The sequence below is a fragment of the Thauera sp. genome, from assembly GCF_035444905.1.
Classification (GTDB): domain Bacteria; phylum Pseudomonadota; class Gammaproteobacteria; order Burkholderiales; family Rhodocyclaceae; genus Thauera.
The window spans coordinates 1-15,479 of record NZ_DAOMPS010000074.1; the positions used below are offsets into that span (position 1 = coordinate 1).

Annotated in this window: 14 protein-coding genes and 1 pseudogene; 5 read left to right on the forward strand and 10 right to left on the reverse strand. The window is 70.2% G+C overall.

Annotation, left to right across the window (positions count from 1 at the left end; genetic code table 11):
• Nucleotides 1-42: 42 nt before the first annotated feature.
• Nucleotides 43-1,230: a heme biosynthesis HemY N-terminal domain-containing protein gene (locus tag PLC66_RS20370; RefSeq protein ID WP_324543927.1), complete on the forward strand. Its 1,188-nt coding sequence runs from the start codon at nucleotides 43-45 to the stop codon at nucleotides 1,228-1,230.
• A 114-nt stretch (nucleotides 1,231-1,344) separates the two neighbouring features.
• On the opposite strand, the gene hemF is transcribed toward PLC66_RS20370, so the two are convergent.
• The 6 genes from hemF to PLC66_RS20400 form a co-directional block, all read right to left on the reverse strand.
• Nucleotides 1,345-2,253, reverse strand: coding sequence for an oxygen-dependent coproporphyrinogen oxidase (gene hemF / locus PLC66_RS20375; protein WP_503012249.1), 909 nt, complete (start codon nucleotides 2,251-2,253; stop codon nucleotides 1,345-1,347).
• A 2-nt stretch (nucleotides 2,254-2,255) separates the two neighbouring features.
• Complete coding sequence (gene purD / locus PLC66_RS20380; protein WP_324543931.1) at nucleotides 2,256-3,548, reverse strand: phosphoribosylamine--glycine ligase; 1,293 nt, start codon at nucleotides 3,546-3,548, stop codon at nucleotides 2,256-2,258.
• A 34-nt stretch (nucleotides 3,549-3,582) separates the two neighbouring features.
• The gene (gene purH, locus PLC66_RS20385; RefSeq protein WP_324543933.1) at nucleotides 3,583-5,172 is read right to left on the reverse strand and encodes a bifunctional phosphoribosylaminoimidazolecarboxamide formyltransferase/IMP cyclohydrolase; all 1,590 of its coding nucleotides are present in this window, start codon (nucleotides 5,170-5,172) and stop codon (nucleotides 3,583-3,585) included.
• Between the two features lie 96 nt (nucleotides 5,173-5,268).
• Complete coding sequence (locus PLC66_RS20390) at nucleotides 5,269-5,505, reverse strand: helix-turn-helix domain-containing protein (protein ID WP_324543935.1); 237 nt, start codon at nucleotides 5,503-5,505, stop codon at nucleotides 5,269-5,271.
• The gene (gene dusB, locus PLC66_RS20395; RefSeq protein ID WP_324543937.1) at nucleotides 5,502-6,536 is read right to left on the reverse strand and encodes a tRNA dihydrouridine synthase DusB; all 1,035 of its coding nucleotides are present in this window, start codon (nucleotides 6,534-6,536) and stop codon (nucleotides 5,502-5,504) included. The genes PLC66_RS20390 and dusB overlap by 4 nt, the downstream gene beginning before the upstream one ends.
• Nucleotides 6,537-6,711: 175 nt before the next feature.
• On the reverse strand, nucleotides 6,712-7,860 hold the full coding sequence (locus PLC66_RS20400; protein ID WP_324543939.1) for a trans-sulfuration enzyme family protein: 1,149 nt from the start codon (nucleotides 7,858-7,860) through the stop codon (nucleotides 6,712-6,714).
• A gap of 193 nt (nucleotides 7,861-8,053) precedes the next feature.
• Here PLC66_RS20400 and PLC66_RS20405 point away from each other — a divergent pair, with 193 nt between their 5' ends.
• Genes PLC66_RS20405 through PLC66_RS20415 form a run of 3 tightly spaced genes read left to right on the forward strand, consistent with a single transcriptional unit; the run spans nucleotide 8,054 to nucleotide 10,562 of the window.
• A complete protein-coding gene (locus PLC66_RS20405) occupies nucleotides 8,054-9,082 on the forward strand; it encodes a methionine ABC transporter ATP-binding protein (RefSeq protein ID WP_324543941.1) in 1,029 nt (342 codons plus the stop codon).
• Nucleotides 9,082-9,741 carry a methionine ABC transporter permease gene (locus PLC66_RS20410; RefSeq protein ID WP_324543943.1) on the forward strand — a complete coding sequence of 220 codons (660 nt, stop codon included), beginning with the start codon at nucleotides 9,082-9,084 and terminating at the stop codon, nucleotides 9,739-9,741. The genes PLC66_RS20405 and PLC66_RS20410 overlap by 1 nt, the downstream gene beginning before the upstream one ends.
• Nucleotides 9,742-9,761: 20 nt before the next feature.
• Entirely contained in the window at nucleotides 9,762-10,562 is an 801-nt protein-coding gene (locus tag PLC66_RS20415; protein ID WP_324543945.1) for a MetQ/NlpA family ABC transporter substrate-binding protein, read from the forward strand.
• Nucleotides 10,563-10,672: 110 nt separating this feature from the next.
• On the opposite strand, the gene PLC66_RS20420 is transcribed toward PLC66_RS20415, so the two are convergent.
• From PLC66_RS20420 to PLC66_RS20435, 4 genes are all read right to left on the reverse strand, one after another.
• Nucleotides 10,673-11,881: an FAD-dependent monooxygenase gene (locus PLC66_RS20420; protein WP_324543947.1), complete on the reverse strand. Its 1,209-nt coding sequence runs from the start codon at nucleotides 11,879-11,881 to the stop codon at nucleotides 10,673-10,675.
• Nucleotides 11,874-13,232, reverse strand: a complete 1,359-nt coding sequence (locus PLC66_RS20425) for an aminopeptidase P N-terminal domain-containing protein (RefSeq protein ID WP_324543949.1) — start codon at nucleotides 13,230-13,232, stop codon at nucleotides 11,874-11,876. The genes PLC66_RS20420 and PLC66_RS20425 overlap by 8 nt, the downstream gene beginning before the upstream one ends.
• A gap of 64 nt (nucleotides 13,233-13,296) precedes the next feature.
• Nucleotides 13,297-13,977 (reverse strand): N-acetylmuramate alpha-1-phosphate uridylyltransferase MurU, encoded by a 681-nt coding sequence (gene murU / locus PLC66_RS20430; protein WP_324543953.1) that lies wholly within the window; start codon nucleotides 13,975-13,977, stop codon nucleotides 13,297-13,299.
• A gap of 17 nt (nucleotides 13,978-13,994) precedes the next feature.
• Entirely contained in the window at nucleotides 13,995-15,035 is a 1,041-nt protein-coding gene (locus PLC66_RS20435; protein WP_324543951.1) for an aminoglycoside phosphotransferase family protein, read from the reverse strand.
• Nucleotides 15,036-15,137: 102 nt separating this feature from the next.
• Here PLC66_RS20435 and PLC66_RS20440 point away from each other — a divergent pair.
• Nucleotides 15,138-15,479: pseudogene (locus PLC66_RS20440) on the forward strand (LPS-assembly protein LptD); the annotation flags it as partial.

Consider the following 15,479-nt stretch of genomic DNA (forward strand, 5'->3'; position numbering starts at 1 on the left):
CGGCGGGCCAGGCGCCCGGCGTGAGCGAGTGAGGGCCGATCGATGCGTGCACTGATCTGGTTGATCGGCATCTTCGCCCTCGCGGTCGGCGTGGCGATGGTTGCCGGGGTGAACGATGGTTACGTTCTCGTCGTGCTGTCGCCGTGGCGGGCGCAGATTTCCCTGAACCTCTTCATCGTGCTGCTGGTGGCCGCGGTGTTGCTGATCCATCTGCTGCTGCGTCTGATCAGCCGCACGCTGTCCTTGCCGACACGGGTGGCGAACTGGCGCGATCGGCGCCGGCGCCAGAAGGCGGATCGCTCGCTGCACGCCGCGATCAACGCCTTGTTCGAGGGACGCTTCGCGCAGTCGCTCAAATCTGCCTCCACTGCCTATACGGCCAGCGAGGGGTCGTCGATGGCGGCGCTGGTGGCGGCGCGCGCGGCCCACGGCCTGCAGGACGAGGCGCGCTATACCGAGTGGCTGGGCCATGCCGCCGAGAGCAAGGGCACCGAGGTTGCGCGCCTGATGACCGAGGCCGAGCTCGCCATCGAGAGCCGCCAGTTCGACCTCGCCGCCAAGCGACTGGCAACCTTGCGCGAGGGCGGGCACAAGCACATTGCCATGCTGCGGCTGGAGTCGCGGGTGGCGCTGGCGCTGGGGCGTTGGGACGAGCTGGTGCACATCGTGCGTCAGCTGCGCAAGCACAAGGCGCTGACCGAAGAGCAGGCCGCGCCCAAGCTGCGGCGTGCGCACATCGAACGCATGAAGCAGCTCGCCGCCGATCCGGCTGCGCTTGCGACCTACTGGACGGAACTCCCGGCCGAAGAACTGCAGGATCGCGGCCTGGTCGAGCGCGCCCTGCCGCTGATGGCGCGCGCCGGCCATGGCGTGATGGTGAGGCGCCAGGTCGAGCGTCTGCTCGACGAGCGTTGGGATAGCGCGCTGGCGCGGCTGTATGCCTACTGTGCCGAGTCCGAGGCGGACGCGCGCACCTGCCTGCAGAAGGCCGAAGGCTGGCTTGAGGCGCACCCGCAGGACGGCGGCCTGTTGTTTGCGCTGGGCCAGTTGTGCCGCCGCAGCGAGCTGTGGGGCAAGGCGCAGAGCTACCTCGAGGCCTCGCTCAAGCTGGCACCCGCGGTGGATACCCACCTCGCGCTGGCGCACCTGTTCGATACCCTGCAGCGCCCCGCCGACGCCCAGCGTCATTACCGCGCGGCGGCCGAGAAGGTGGCCGGTGCCGCGGCCTGACGCAGGCGCGGCGATGCGGCGGCCGCGCTGGAATTCGATTGAGGGATTCGATTGCCCCGGACGGGCCCCGCAAGGGGGTCCGCGCCGGCCCATCAGGCCTGCATCAGACTTGGATCAGGCCCAGTCCTGCGGCTTGAGGAAGACCTCGTAGAGCTGTGCCTCGGCGCTGCCCGGCTCGGGATGCCAGTCGTAGCGCCATTTCACGATCGGCGGCATCGACATCAGGATCGATTCGGTGCGACCGCCCGATTGCAGGCCGAACAGCGTGCCACGGTCGAACACCAGGTTGAATTCGACGTAGCGGCCGCGCCGGTAGGCCTGGAAGTCGCGCTCGCGCTCGCCATAGGCCATGTGCCGGCGGCGTTCCGCGATCGGCAGCCAGGCCTCGAGGAAGGCCTCGCCGACCGAGCGCGTGAGGCCGAAGGCGGTGTCGAAGTCGGTCTGGCCGTCGGCGCCGAGGTCGTCGAAGAACAGCCCGCCCACGCCGCGCGGCTCGTTGCGGTGCTTGAGGAAGAAATAGCGGTCGCACCAGTCCTTGAGGCGCGCGTATTCGGCCTCGCCGCCAAACGGCAGCACCGCGTTGCGGCACACCCGGTGGAAGTGGCGCACGTCCTCTTCAAACGCGTAATAAGGCGTCAGGTCCATGCCGCCGCCGAACCACCATACCGGCTCCTTGCCCTCGGCCATGGCGATGAAGCAGCGCACGTTCATGTGCACCGTCGGGCAATAGGGATTGCGCGGATGCAGAACCAGCGACACGCCCATCGCCTCGAAGCGCCGGCCGGCGAGTTCGGGGCGGTGGGCCGTGGCCGAGGCCGGCATGGTGTCGCCAGTGACATGGGAAAAATTGACCCCGCCGCGCTCGAAGAAGGCGCCGTCCTCGATGACCCGCGTCAGTCCGCCACCGCCGCCGGGACGGTCCCAGCCATCGGCGCGGAAGCGGCCGCCATCGAAGGCCTCGAGGCGCTCGACGATGCGCGCCTGCAGCCCGGTGAACCAGGGCTTGACGGTGTCGGGCTGCAGGCTCATCCGATCTTGCGTCCGATGGCGCGATGGCCGATGTCGCGACGGTACTGTCGGCCGTCGAACTGGATCGCATCGGCGACCTCGTAGGCGCGCTTCTGCGCGCTGCGCACGTTGTCGCCGAGCGCGGTCACGCACAGCACGCGGCCGCCGGCAGTGACGATCTTGCCGTCCTGTTCGGCGGTGCCGGCGTGGAACACGTGCACGTCGTCCTGTTCGTTGCCGGGCAGGCCGGTGATGACGTCGCCCTTGCGCGGGCTCTCCGGGTAGCCGGCGGCCGCCAGCACCACGCCGAGCGCAAAGCGGCGGTCCCATTCGGCCTCGGTGTGGTCGAGCTTGCCCGCGATGGCGGCCTCGATGAGGTCGGCGAGGTCGGTCTTGAGCCGCATCATGATCGGCTGCGTCTCGGGGTCACCCATGCGGCAGTTGAACTCCACCACGCGCGGCTTGCCCTCGCCGTCGATCATCAGGCCGGCATAGAGGAAGCCGGTGTAGGGCAGGCCGTCGGCGATCATGCCGGCCAGAGTCGGAGTGATGATCTCGCGCATCACGCGCGCGTGGACGTCGGGGGTGACCACCGGCGCGGGTGAGTAGGCGCCCATGCCACCGGTGTTGGGGCCCTGGTCGCCGTCCCTGAGCCGCTTGTGGTCCTGGCTGGTGGCGAGCGCGAGCGCGCTCTTGCCGTCGGCCATGACGATGAAGCTGGCCTCCTCGCCCTCCATGAACTCCTCGATGACGACGCGGGCGCCGGCCTCGGTGTACTGCACCCCCATCTTGTTGTCGCGCAGCATGACGTCGATGGCGGCGTGGGCCTCATCGGCCGTCATCGCGACCACGACACCCTTGCCCGCGGCCAGGCCGTCGGCCTTGATCACGATCGGCGCGCCTTCGGCGTCGATGTAGGCATGCGCCTCGGCGGGGTCGGAGAAGGTGCGGTAGCGGGCGGTGGGAATGTTGTGGCGGACGAGGAACTGCTTGGCGAAGTCCTTCGAGCTCTCGAGCTGGGCGGCGGCCTTGGTCGGGCCGAAGATCGGCAGGCCGGCGGCGCGAAAGGCATCGACCACGCCGGCGGCCAGCGGCGCCTCGGGGCCGACCACGGTGAAGGCGACCTGTTCGCGCTTTGCCAGCTCGACCAGCACCGGGATCGAGCTCACCGGCGCGTTCTGCAGCAGCTTCTCGGCAGCGGTGCCGGGGTTGCCCGGCGCCACCAGCACGCGGGTGACCTTGGGCGACTGGGCGAGTTTCCAGGCCAGCGCGTGTTCGCGGCCGCCGGAACCGATGACGAGGACTTTCATGTGCTGCTCCGAATCTCTGCTGGGGTGGTCGTTCTTAGTGGCGGAAATGGCGGAAGCCGGTGAACACCATGGCGATGTTGTGCTCGTTGGCCGCGGCGATCACCTCTTCGTCGCGCATCGAGCCGCCGGGCTGGATCACCGCGGTGGCGCCGGCCTGGGCGAGCACGTCGAGGCCGTCGCGGAAGGGGAAGAAGGCGTCCGAGGCGACCACGCAGCCGGCGATCGAGAGACCGGCGTTCTCGGCCTTGATCTTGGCGATGCGGGCAGAGTCGACACGGCTCATCTGGCCGGCGCCGACGCCGACGGTCATGCCGTCCTTGCAATACACGATGGCGTTGGACTTGACGTACTTGGCCACGCGCCAGGCGAACAGCATGTCGCGCATCTCGGTCTCAGAAGGCGCGCGCTGGGTGACGACCTTGAGATCGGCGACCTCGATGCGGGCCTCGTCGGCGGTCTGCACCAGCAGGCCGCCGCCGACGCGCTTGTAGTCGAAGGCGCCGCCGGGCTGGCCGAGCGGGCAGGTGAGCACGCGCACGTTCTTCTTGCCGGCGAGCAGCTCGAGCGCGTCGGCGCTGTAGGACGGGGCGATCAGCACCTCGAGGAACTGGGCCGACACCGCTTCGGCCGCGGCGCGGTCGACCTCGCCGTTGAAGGCGATGATGCCGCCGAAGGCCGAGGTGGGGTCGGTGGAGAAGGCCTTGGTGTAGGCCTCGAGCGGGCTGGCGCCGAGCGCCACGCCACAGGGGTTGGCGTGCTTGACGATGACGCAGGCCGGCAGCGCGCTGTCGAAGGCCTTGACGCATTCCCAGGCCGCGTCGGCGTCGGCGATGTTGTTGTAGGACAGCTCCTTGCCCTGCAGCTGGGTGTAACCGGCGATGCCGCCTTCGGCGGCGCCTGGCTGGCGGTAGAAGGCGGCGCTCTGGTGCGGGTTCTCGCCGTAGCGCAGGTCCTGCACCTTGTCGAAGGCCAGTTGCAGGCGCTCGGGGTAGGTCTGCAGCGACACGTCGCCGGCCTCGTTGGTCACCAGCGCGGTGAGGTAGTTGGAGATCGCCGAGTCGTAGCGCGCGGTGTGGGTGAAGGCCTTCACCGCGAGCGCGAAGCGCGTCTTGTGGCTGAGCTTGCCGGCGTTGGACTTGAGCTCGGCGATGATGCCGGCGTAGTCCTCGGGGTCGGTGACGATGCCGACACCGCCCTGCGCGTTGCCGTGGTTCTTGGCCGCCGCGCGCACCATGGTGGGGCCGCCGATGTCGATGTTCTCGATTGCGTCTTCCAGCGTGCAGTCGGGCTTGGCCACCGTCTGCTGGAAGGGGTAGAGGTTCACCACGACCAGGTCGATGCGGCCGATGTCGTGGGCGGCGATGGTGTCCATGTGCTCGGCGAGGTCGCGGCGGGCGAGGATGCCGCCGTGCACCTTCGGGTGCAGGGTCTTGACGCGGCCGTCGAGCATTTCCGGGAAGCCGGTGTGCTCGGAGACGTCGGTCACTGCCAGCCCGGCCTCGCGCAGCAGGCTGGCGGTGCCGCCGGTCGACAGCAGCTTGATGCCGAGGCCGGCGAGTTCGCGGGCGAAGTCGAGCACACCGCGTTTGTCGGAAACACTGATCAGGGCTTGGGTGACGTTCATCGGGATGCCTGGAGCAAGGAGGGAGAGGATCGGGAAAACGTTGCGATGACAGGGCCGCGTTGCGGCGCCCGTCGTACGGCAGGCCGCGAGGGTGGCTTACAGCAGTTCGTAGTCGGTGAGCTTGCGCCGCAGGGTGTTGCGGTTGATGCCGAGCATCTCGGCCGCGACGGTCTGGTTGCCCTTGGCCTGCTGCAGCACGAACTGCAGCATCGGACGCTCGACGTTGCGGATCACCATGTCGTGGATGGCGGCCGGTTTTTCGCCGTCGAGGTCGCGGAAATACTGGTCCAGCGTGCGGAGGACGGCGTCGGCAATCTCGTTGCTGCGGCTCATGCTGCGAGTTCCTGCGGGTATTCGGCTTGCGGGTCCGCCTCGTAGCTCAGGCGGGCGTCGGCCTCGGCGAGCTGGCCGAAGAAGTCGTCGACGGCGGCGAGCTGGGCGGGAATGTCGGGGATCTGGTTCATCGCGCGGCGGAAGGCCGCCGAGCCGACCAGGCCCTTGGTGTACCAGGAGATGTGCTTGCGCGCGATCTTGACCCCGCGCTCGTCGCCGTAGAAGGCGTAGAGATCGGCGAGGTGCTCGCGGCAGACCTGGTGGATCTCGCTCACCAGCGGCGGCGGCATCAGCTCGCCGGTGGCGAGGAAATGCTCGGTCTCGCGGAAGATCCACGGCCGGCCCTGGGCGGCGCGGCCGATCATGACGCCGTCGGCACCCGTGTAGTCGAGCACGTACCTGGCCTTCTGCGGGCTGGTGATGTCGCCGTTGGCGATCACCGGGATCCTCACCCGCGTCTTGACGTGGGCGATGGTGTCGTACTCGGCCTCGCCCATGTACTGGTCGGCACGGGTGCGGCCATGGATGGCGATGGCGCGGATGCCGGACTCCTCGGCGATGCGGGCGATCACCGGCGCGTTCTTGTTGGCGCGGTTCCAGCCGGTGCGGAACTTGAGCGTGACCGGCGTATCGGGCACGGCCTTGACCACCGCCTCGAGGATGCGCGCGACCAGCGGCTCGTCCTGCATCAGCGCCGAGCCGGCCATCACGTTGCACACCTTCTTGGCCGGGCAGCCCATGTTGATGTCGATGATCTGCGCGCCGTTGTCGGCGTTGTACTTCGCCGCCTCGGCCATCATCGCCGGATCGGCGCCGGCGATCTGCACCGAGATCGGGTCGACCTCGCCGGTGTGGTCGGCACGGCGGCGGGTCTTTTCGCTGCCATAGAGCAGCGAGTTGGAGGTGACCATCTCGGACACGGCGACGCCTGCGCCGAGCTTCTTGCACAACTGGCGGAAAGGACGGTCCGTCACCCCGGCCATGGGGGCGACGAAGAGATTGTTGCGCAAGGTGAAGCCGGCAAACTGCATGGACGGGGGTAGGGCGGGCAGGGAAAGGCGCGCATTTTACCCCATCGTTCAAGCCCTTGGGCGTGTCGCCTGTCGCGTGCGACGCATTGACAACGCCGCGCGAGCGCCCGACGGCGTGGCCGCGGCTGTCGCTCGAGCTGCGCCGCGCGGGCCCCGGGGCGGTCGGGCGGGCGTGCTACGCGCTGCGGACGGCCTCGAGCGCCTGTGCCAGATCGGCGATCAGGTCGGCCGTGTCCTCGATGCCGACCGACAGGCGCAGCAGGTCGTCCGGGCAGCGGGTGCCCGGCCCTTCGACCATGGCGCGATGTTCGATCAGGCTCTCGACCGAGCCGAGCGAGGTCGCGCGGCGGAACAGGCGCACCCGCGCCGCCACCGCCTGGGCGGCGGCCGCGCCGCCGCGCACGCGCAGCGACAGCATGGCGCCGAAGCCGCCCTCCATCTGGCGCGCGGCCACCGCGTGGCCCGGGTGCGACGGCAGACCGGGGTAGAGCACCTTGACCAGCGCCGGGTGGTGTTCGAAGTGCTGCGCGATACGCAGCGCCGAGGCCGCCGCGGTGCGCACGCGCGGGAACAGGGTGCGCAGGCCGCGATTGAGCAGCCAGGCCTCGAAGGGGCCGAGCACCGCGCCGCCGGCCACACGCGCGGTCTTGATGCGGGCCCAGAAGTCGTCGGTCGCACGCGTCACCAGCACGCCGGCGACGACGTCGGAGTGGCCGTTCAGGTACTTGGTGGCCGAGTGCATGACGATGTCGGCGCCCAGCGCCAGCGGGCGGGTGAACACCGGCGTCGGCACGGTGGAGTCGACCGCCAGGCGCGCGCCGGCGGCGTGGGCGAGCGCGGCCGCGCGGGCGATGTCGGTGATGTCCCAGGTCGGGTTGGCGGGCGTCTCCACCCACACGAGCGCGGCCGGGCGCTGCAGCAGGGCGGCGAGCTCGTCGTCGTCGGCGTAGAAGTCGAGCGTGATCTGCCAGTTGGTCGAGAAGCCGATCAGCCAGTTGCGCAGCGACCAGTACATGTCGCGCGGGGCGACGATGCGCGCCCCCGGCTCGAGCGCGAGCAGCACGGCCGTGGCGGCGGCCATGCCGGAGGCGAACAGTGCCGCTGCGGCGCCGCCCTCGAGCTGGCACAGCAGGGCCTCGGCCGGGTCGTAGGCCGGGCTGGCGTCGCGGGCGTAGATGCGCCCGCCGGGCAGGCTGCCATCCTCGGCGCGCTCGAAGGTGCTCGCCATGTGGATGGGCGGCACGATGTCGCGGTGCGGCATCGGTTCGGCGCCGACGCCCTGGGCGGCGAGGGTGGCGGGGGAGAGGCGGTCGTGGTGCTGCATGAGGCGCGGTCCTTGAGAGCGAGGGGCGAGGGGTGGCGCGGAGAGGTGGGAGTAGAGGTGGCGCCGAGGTGAGTGCCGAGGTGGGCGCTGAAGCGGCAGCCCAGCTGGCGGCGAGCCTACAAGTTCGCCGTGGTGGTGTCGAGTCGGGGGCGAGGGTAAAATCAGCGGCTTTTTCCCCGTCCGGGCAGCTGCCGTGATCCGCATCGAAAACCTGCACAAGACCTACCGCGCCGCCGACGGGCGCGAGGTCGAGGCGCTTGCCGACATCAACCTCGAGATCGGCAGCGGCGAAGTGTTCGGCATCATCGGCCGCTCGGGCGCCGGCAAGAGCACGCTGATCCGCACCCTCAACCTGCTCGAGCGCCCCTCGGCCGGGCGCGTGCTGATCGACGGCGAGGACATCACCGGGCTGGGCAGCGAGGGCCTGTATGCGCTGCGCCGGCGCGTGGGCATGATCTTCCAGCATTTCAACCTGCTCAACGCCAAGACGGTGGCCGACAACATCGACTGGCCGCTGAAGGCGACCGGGCATACGAATGCCGCCGAACGCGCCGCCCGGGTGAAGGAATTGCTGGCGCTGGTCGGCCTGTCCGAGCAGGGCCACAAGTACCCGGCCCAGCTCTCGGGCGGCCAGAAGCAGCGCGTGGGCATCGCGCGCGCGCTCGCCAACCGGCCGCGCCTGCTGCTGTGCGACGAGGCGACCTCGGCGCTCGACCCCGAGACCACGCAGTCCATCCTGCGCCTGCTGCTCGACATCAACCGCCAGCTCGGGCTGACCATCGTGCTGATCACCCACGAGATGCAGGTCATCCGCACGATCTGCGACCGCGTCGCGGTGATCGAGGGCGGGCGCATCGTCGAGGCGGGCAAGGTCGCCGACGTCTTCCTGCATCCGCAGCATCCGGTCACGCGCAGCATGGTGGCGCAGAGCGACGCGCTCGCCGCGGCGAGCTTCGACCCCGCGCACGCCTACATGAGCGACAAGCTGCGCGGCACCCTGGTGCGCCTGACCTACCTCGGCGATGTCACCTACCAGCCCATCCTGAGCCGCATCATGGCCGGGGCGACGGTGCAGGTGACGATCCTGCAGGGCGAGGTCTCCAGCATCAAGGACGTGCCCTTCGGCCAGCTGCTGCTCGAGCTCGAAGGCAGCGAGGACGACATCCGCGCGGTGTTCGCCGAGCTCGACCGTCACCAGATCCACCACGAGGTGCTGCAGTAATGGACCTGTCCGTCATCGACTGGAGCGACATCTGGATCGCGACCTGGGAGACCCTGGTGATGACCGGGGTGTCGCTGTTCTTCACCATCCTGCTCGGCCTGCCGCTGGGCATCCTGCTGTTCGTCACCGCCAGGCGCCAGCTGCTCGAGCAAGGCGTCGTGTATGCGGTGCTGTCCTTCGTCGTCAATGTGCTGCGCTCGGTGCCCTTCCTGATCCTGCTGATCGTGATGATCCCGGTGACGGTGATCCTGATCGGCACCTCGCTCGGCGTCGAGGGCGCGATCCCGCCGCTGGTGGTGGGCACCGCGCCCTTCTTCGCGCGCCTGGTCGAGAACGTGCTGCGCGAGGTCGACCGCGGCGTCATCGAGGCCTGCCAGGCGATGGGCATCCGCACCCATCGCATCATCTTCGGCGCGCTGCTGCCCGAGGCGCTGCCCGGGCTGATCGCGGCGGTGACGGTGACCGCGATCACGCTGATGTCCTACGCCGCGATGTCGGGCGTGATCGGCGGCGGCGGCCTCGGCGACCTCGCCATCCGTTTCGGCTATCAGCGCTTCCAGACCGAGGTGATGGTGATCACCGTCGCCCTGCTGGTGGTGCTGGTGCAGATCATCCAGTACTCGGGCGACCGCCTGGTACTGTATTTCACCCGCAAGTGATCCCCACGAAGGAGCTTCTGATGTCGCTTACCCTGCGCAAACTCTTCGCTGCCGCCCTCGGCACGCTCACCCTGACGGCCGGCGCTGCCGCGTCCGCCGCCGACCGCCTGGTCATCGCCGCCACCCCGGTGCCGCACGCCGAGATCCTCGAGTTCGTCAAGCCGATGCTGGCCAAGGACGGCGTCGAGCTCGAGGTCAAGGTGTTCACCGACTACGTCCAGCCTTCGATGCAGACCAACGAGAAGCGTGTCGATGGCAACTTCTTCCTGCACCAGCCCTATCTCGACGAGTTCAAGAAGAAGCAGAAGAACGACATCCAGACCGTGGTCACCAAGGTGCACGTCGAGCCGCTCGGCGCCTACTCGGCCAAGCACAAGAGCGCGGCCGACATTCCCGACGGCGCCACCGTGGCGATCCCCAACGACCCCTCCAACTCCGGCCGCGCGCTGCTGCTGATGGCGAAGAACGGCCTGATCACGCTGAAGGACATCAACAGCGTGTCGGCGACGCAGAAGGACATCGCCGACAACCCGAAGAAGCTGCGCATCCGCGAGCTCGAGGCGGCGACCCTGCCGCGCATCCTCAACCAGGTCGACCTGGCGGTGATCAACACCAACTACGCGATCGAGGCCAAGCTCAACCCGCTGAAGGATTCGCTGTTCATCGAGGACGCGAGCTCGCCCTACGCCAACCTGCTGGTGGCGCGCGAGGACAACGCCGACAGCGCGGCGATGAAGAAGCTGGCTGCGGCGCTGAACTCGGACGCGGTGCGCCAGTTCATCGCCGACAAGTACCAGGGCGCGGTGGTGCCGGCGTTCTGAGCCTTGCCTGTGAAGGGCGCGCCCTGCAGTGACGGCGCGCATGACAAGAAAGGCCTGCAACCGGTCGCCGGGTGCAGGCCTTTTTGCTGCGGGGCAGGCGGGCTGCGCGCTCAGGGCCAGGCGCGGGCGCCGAACATCATGCGGCGGGCGACGAAGTTGCGCAGCGGCGGCAGCAGGTCGAGGGCGAGCAGCGCGGCGCCGCGGGCGTGGCGCAGCGGGGCGAGATCGTTGCTGAACACCCGCACCAGGGTGTCGGTGAAGCGGATCGCGCCGAGGCGGTCGAGGCCGCGACTGCGGGCGTAGGCGGCCAGCACCTCGGCCCTGCCGGGGTCGGCGGGAGCGCGGCCCGCAGGCTCGGCGGGCGCGGCATCGACGCACTGGCGCAGCAGGGTGTCGGCCAGCGCCCAGACGTCGCGCAAGGCCAGGTTGAAGCCCTGGCCCGCCACCGGATGCAGGGTCTGCGCGGCATTGCCCAGCCACACGGTGCGCTCGCCCACCGCCGTCTTGCGGTAGCGCAGCGCCAGCGGATAGCGCAGGCGGGGGGCGACGCCGGTGAGGCGCACGCGGTTGCCGAGGTGGCCCCGGAGGCGGGCAAGGTAGGCGGCGTCGTCCAGCGCGAGCAGGGCGTCGGCCGTCTCGGGACGGGCGACGTGCACCAGCGCATAGCCGTCGGCGCGCGGCAGCAGGGCGACCGGGCCTTCGCGGGTGAAGCGCTCGAACGCGGTGTGGCGATGGCCGCCGGCGACCTCGACCTGGGCGATCAGCGCGTGCTGGCCGTAGTCGCGCTCGACCACGTCCTTGTCGTCTGCGCGCAGGCCGCCTTCGGCGCAGGCCGCGAGCCGGGCGCGCAGCGTGGCGGCGGGCTTGCCGGGGCCGGCGAGGCTGGCGATCACGTCGTCGGCGCCGGGGGCGAGGTGGGCGACCTCGGTTTCGTCCAGCACCGGAATGCCGGCGGCGTCCACCGCCTGGCGCAGCGCGGCGGCGAGCGCACCGGCGGAGACGACATAGCCGAGCGCCGGCAGTTCGTGTTCGTCGGCGTCGATCAGGGTGCGGCCGAGGCCGCCCTCGTGCGAGATGTGGATGTGCTCGATCGCGGTCACCGGCAGGCCATCCCACACGCCGAGGCGCTGCAGCGTCAGCCGGCTGCCATGGGCGAGCGCGAGGTCGCGCGGGTCGTGGCTCACCGCCTCGCGCGGGCGCGCGTCGGCGAGCACGATGTCGAGCCCGCTGTCGCTGAGGGCCAGCGCCAGGGCGAGGCCGACCGGCCCGGCGCCGACGATGAGCAGGTCATGGACGCGCTCCGGCGCGGCTTCAGCCATGGTCGCGCGCCTGCGTCCGTGCCTCGCGCATCAAGGCCTCGATCTCGGCGACGGCCTTGGGCACGTCCTCGGTGATCAGCTCGCAGCCGCCGGCGGTCACCACCGCGTCGTCCTCGATGCGGATGCCGATGTTCCAGAAGGCCTCCGGCACGTCGTCCGCCGGGCGGATGTAGCAGCCCGGCTCGATCGTCAGCACCATGCCCTCGACCAGCGGCCGCCACTCGCCCCCGAGCTTGTACTCGCCCGCGTCGTGCACGTCCATGCCCAGCCAGTGGCCGGTGCGGTGCATGTAGAAGCGGCGGTAGTCGCCGTTCTCGAGCACGGCCTCGAGGCTGCCCTTGAGCAGGCCGAGGTCGAGCATGCCCTGGGCGAGCACCTTCACCGCGGCATCGTGCGGCTCGTTCCAGTGCGCGCCGGGGCGGGTCGCCTCGCGCGCGGCGGCCTGGGCGGCGAGCACGATCTCATACACGTCGCGCTGCGGGCCGGAGAAGCGCCCGTTGATCGGAAAGGTACGGGTGATGTCGGAGGCGTAGCCGTCGAGCTCGCAGCCGGCGTCGATCAGCAGCAGCGCGCCGTCGGCCAGGGGCTGGTCGTTCTCGACGTAGTGCAGCACGCAGGCATTGGCGCCGCCGGCGACGATCGAGGTGTAGGCCGGCGCCTGGCTGCCGGCTGCGCGAAAGGCGTGCAGCAGCTCGGCCTCGATCTCGTATTCGAAGCGACCGGGCCGTGTCGCGCGCATCGCGCGGCAGTGCGCGGCGGCGGAGATCTGCGCGGCGCGGCGCATGGTGGCGAGCTCGGCGGCGTCCTTGACGAGGCGCATCTCGTCGAGCTCGGCGCGCAGGTCGCGCACCGAGTGCGGCGGGGTGAGGCCGCTCCTGGCCTTGTCGCGCACGGCGTTGAGCGCGCCGAGCACGCGCGCGTCCCAGTCGTTGTCGTAGCCGAGACTGGTCCACAGCAGCGGCTGGTCGGCGAGGTAGTCGGGCAGGCGCTTCTCGAGGTCGCCGATGGTCCACGCCTCGTCGAAGCCGAAGGCTTCGCGCGCGGCCTCCGGGCCCCAGCGGTAGCCGTCCCAGATCTCGCGTTCCTCGTTCTTCTCGCGGCAGAACAGGATCTGCTTGGTGTCCTTGCCGGCCACCAGCACGACCACCGCCTCGGGTTCGCGGAAGGCGGTGAGGTAGTAGAAGTAGCTGTCGTGGCGGTAGGCGTAGTGGGCGTCGCGGTTGCGCACGCGCTCGGGCGCGGTGGGCAGGATGGCGACGCCGCCGCCGGCGGCCTGCATGCGCGAGAGCAGACGGGCGCGGCGGGCGCGGAAGGGGGCGGTGTCCACTGGGGTTTGGGCGGGTGCGTTCATGCCTTGAATTATGTCACGGGGCGCGTCGGGAGGCGGGGGCGGGGCGGCCTGCCTGGGGGCTGGCTCAGGAGGAGGGGGTGAGGTCGCGGTCCAGTTCGGCCAGGCGCTGCGGCGTGCCGACGTCGATCCAGCGGCCTCTGTGGTGCTGGCCGCGGACCTTGCCGGCGGCCATGGCCTCGCGCAGCAGGGGGGCGAGCTTGGCGGGCGTGTTGTCGGCGAGGGCAGAGAAGAGCGCGGGGTGGTAGGCGCCGAGGCCGGAGAAGGTGAGGCGCGGTATGCCGTCGGCGTCGATGCGGCCATCGGCGCCGAGGTGGAAGTCGCCGCCCGGATGATGGTCGGGGTTGTCGACCAGCAGCAGGTGGGCGCACTCATCCGTGCTGGCCAGGCGCTCGGCGGCCGCGCTCAGGATGCTGAAGTCGGCATCGCAGAAGACGTCGCCATTGATCACGACGAAGGGCGCTGCGCCGAGCAGCGGCAACGCGTGGCGGATGCCGCCGGCGGTCTCCAGCGCACGGGCCTCGGGCGACCACCTGATGCGCACGCCCAGCGCGCTGCCGTCGCCGAGCGCTTCCTCCAGGCGGTGGCCGAGGTGGGCGTGGTTGATCACCAGTTCGGTGATGCCGGCCGCGCGCAGGCGCTCGATGTGCCACACGATCAGCGGCTTGCCGCCCACCGCCAGCAAGGGCTTGGGGGTGTGGTCGGTGAGCGGGCGCATGCGCTCGCCGCGGCCGGCGGCGAGGATCATGGCTTTGAGGGTCGCCATCAGAAGGTGTAGCCGACCTGGACGTCCTCGGGCTCGAGGCGGTCGAGCAGCTTGAGCAGCGGGCCGAGGTCGCGCCAGCGCTTGCAGGCGCGGCGCAGGTAGTCCATCACCAGCGGCATGTCGGCGAGGTAGCCGTCCTTGCCGTCGCGGTGGCACAGGCGGGCGAAGATGCCGAGCACCTTGATGTGGCGCTGCACGCCCATCCATTCGAAGTCGCGGTGGAAGTCGGCGAACTCCGCGCGCACCGGCAGGCCGAGCTTCTTCGCCGTCTCCCAGTAGCGGATCAGCATGTCGAGGATGAACTCCTCGTCCCAGCGGATGTAGGCGTCCTTGAACAGCGACACGAGGTCGTAGCTGATCGGGCCGTAGACCGCGTCCTGGAAGTCGATGATGCCGGGGTTGGGGCCGAGGCCGTCGCCGGGCTCGAGCCGCATCAGGTTGCGCGAGTGGTAGTCGCGATGCACGAAGACCTGCGGCTCGGCGAGGTTGACGGCCAGGATCCTGTCGAACGCGGCGTTGAGCGTGGCGGTTTCGGCGTCGGTGAGCGTGATGCCCTTGTGGCGGGCGACGTACCACTCGGGGAAGAGCTGCAACTCGCGCAGCAGCAGGGCGCGGTCGTACTCGGGCAGCACGCCGGCGCGGCTCGCGCACTGGATGGCGGCGAGCGAACCGAGCGCGTCGGCGTAGAGGCCGTGGGCGGGTTGCGGGTCGGGTGCCTGTCCGTCGGAGGGCTGCAGGGCGGCGAGGTAGGTGGTCGAGCCAAGATCGGACAGCAGCAGGAAGCCCTGCTCGAGGTCCTGCGCCAGCACCTCGGGGACATGGGCGCCGGCGGCGCGGAAGAGGCCGGCGACGTGCAGCCAGGGGCGCACGTCCTCCTTGTCGGGCGGGGCGTCCATGATGATGCGCGAGGGGCTGCCGTCGGCAAAGGTGGCGCGGAAGTAGCGGCGGAAGCTGGCGTCGGCCGAGGCCGGGGCGAGTTGGCAGGGATGGCCGGGCAGGGTGGCGGCGAGCCAGGCGTTGAGCTGTTCGAGGCGATGCAAACGGGTTCTCCGTGGGCGTTCGTGTACAATCCGCGAGTTTATCAACACGATGGTTCGGGTGCGCGGCCGCACATTGCGAACGACGGGAAAGGCTTGGGCTTCATGGCTCCGAATACGCGACTACGTCTGATCCCCCTGATGCTGCTCTGCATGTCAGGCGCGAGCCTTGCGGACAGCCTGCCGCCCCTCAAGGTGTCGCCCGACCTGTTGCGTGGCCGTGCGCCAGCGCCCGTGCAGTCTGCACCGCAGGCGGTGGAGGCGGCGCCTGCGATGCCGGTAGCGCCGGTGGCAGAGCCGGTTCCTGCGCCCGCCACGTCCGCTGTTCCGGTCACACCCGCTGCCACCACACCCGCCGTGGCCACACCCGCCGCGGCCGCACCCGCACCGGTCGAGGAACGCAGCCTTCCCGCGCAGGCTGCGCCCGAAGCCGCAGCGCCCGAAGCC

Coding starts and splice junctions, on each gene's coding strand:
- PLC66_RS20370 (WP_324543927.1), top strand. CDS start 43: ATGCGTGCACTGATCTGGTTGATCGGCATCTTCGCCCTCGCGGTCGGC.
- purD (WP_324543931.1), bottom strand. CDS start 3,548: ATGAAAGTCCTCGTCATCGGTTCCGGCGGCCGCGAACACGCGCTGGCC.
- purH (WP_324543933.1), bottom strand. CDS start 5,172: ATGAACGTCACCCAAGCCCTGATCAGTGTTTCCGACAAACGCGGTGTG.
- PLC66_RS20390 (WP_324543935.1), bottom strand. CDS start 5,505: ATGAGCCGCAGCAACGAGATTGCCGACGCCGTCCTCCGCACGCTGGAC.
- dusB (WP_324543937.1), bottom strand. CDS start 6,536: ATGCAGTTTGCCGGCTTCACCTTGCGCAACAATCTCTTCGTCGCCCCC.
- PLC66_RS20400 (WP_324543939.1), bottom strand. CDS start 7,860: ATGCAGCACCACGACCGCCTCTCCCCCGCCACCCTCGCCGCCCAGGGC.
- PLC66_RS20410 (WP_324543943.1), top strand. CDS start 9,082: ATGGACCTGTCCGTCATCGACTGGAGCGACATCTGGATCGCGACCTGG.
- PLC66_RS20415 (WP_324543945.1), top strand. CDS start 9,762: ATGTCGCTTACCCTGCGCAAACTCTTCGCTGCCGCCCTCGGCACGCTC.
- PLC66_RS20420 (WP_324543947.1), bottom strand. CDS start 11,881: ATGGCTGAAGCCGCGCCGGAGCGCGTCCATGACCTGCTCATCGTCGGC.
- PLC66_RS20425 (WP_324543949.1), bottom strand. CDS start 13,232: ATGAACGCACCCGCCCAAACCCCAGTGGACACCGCCCCCTTCCGCGCC.
- murU (WP_324543953.1), bottom strand. CDS start 13,977: ATGATCCTCGCCGCCGGCCGCGGCGAGCGCATGCGCCCGCTCACCGAC.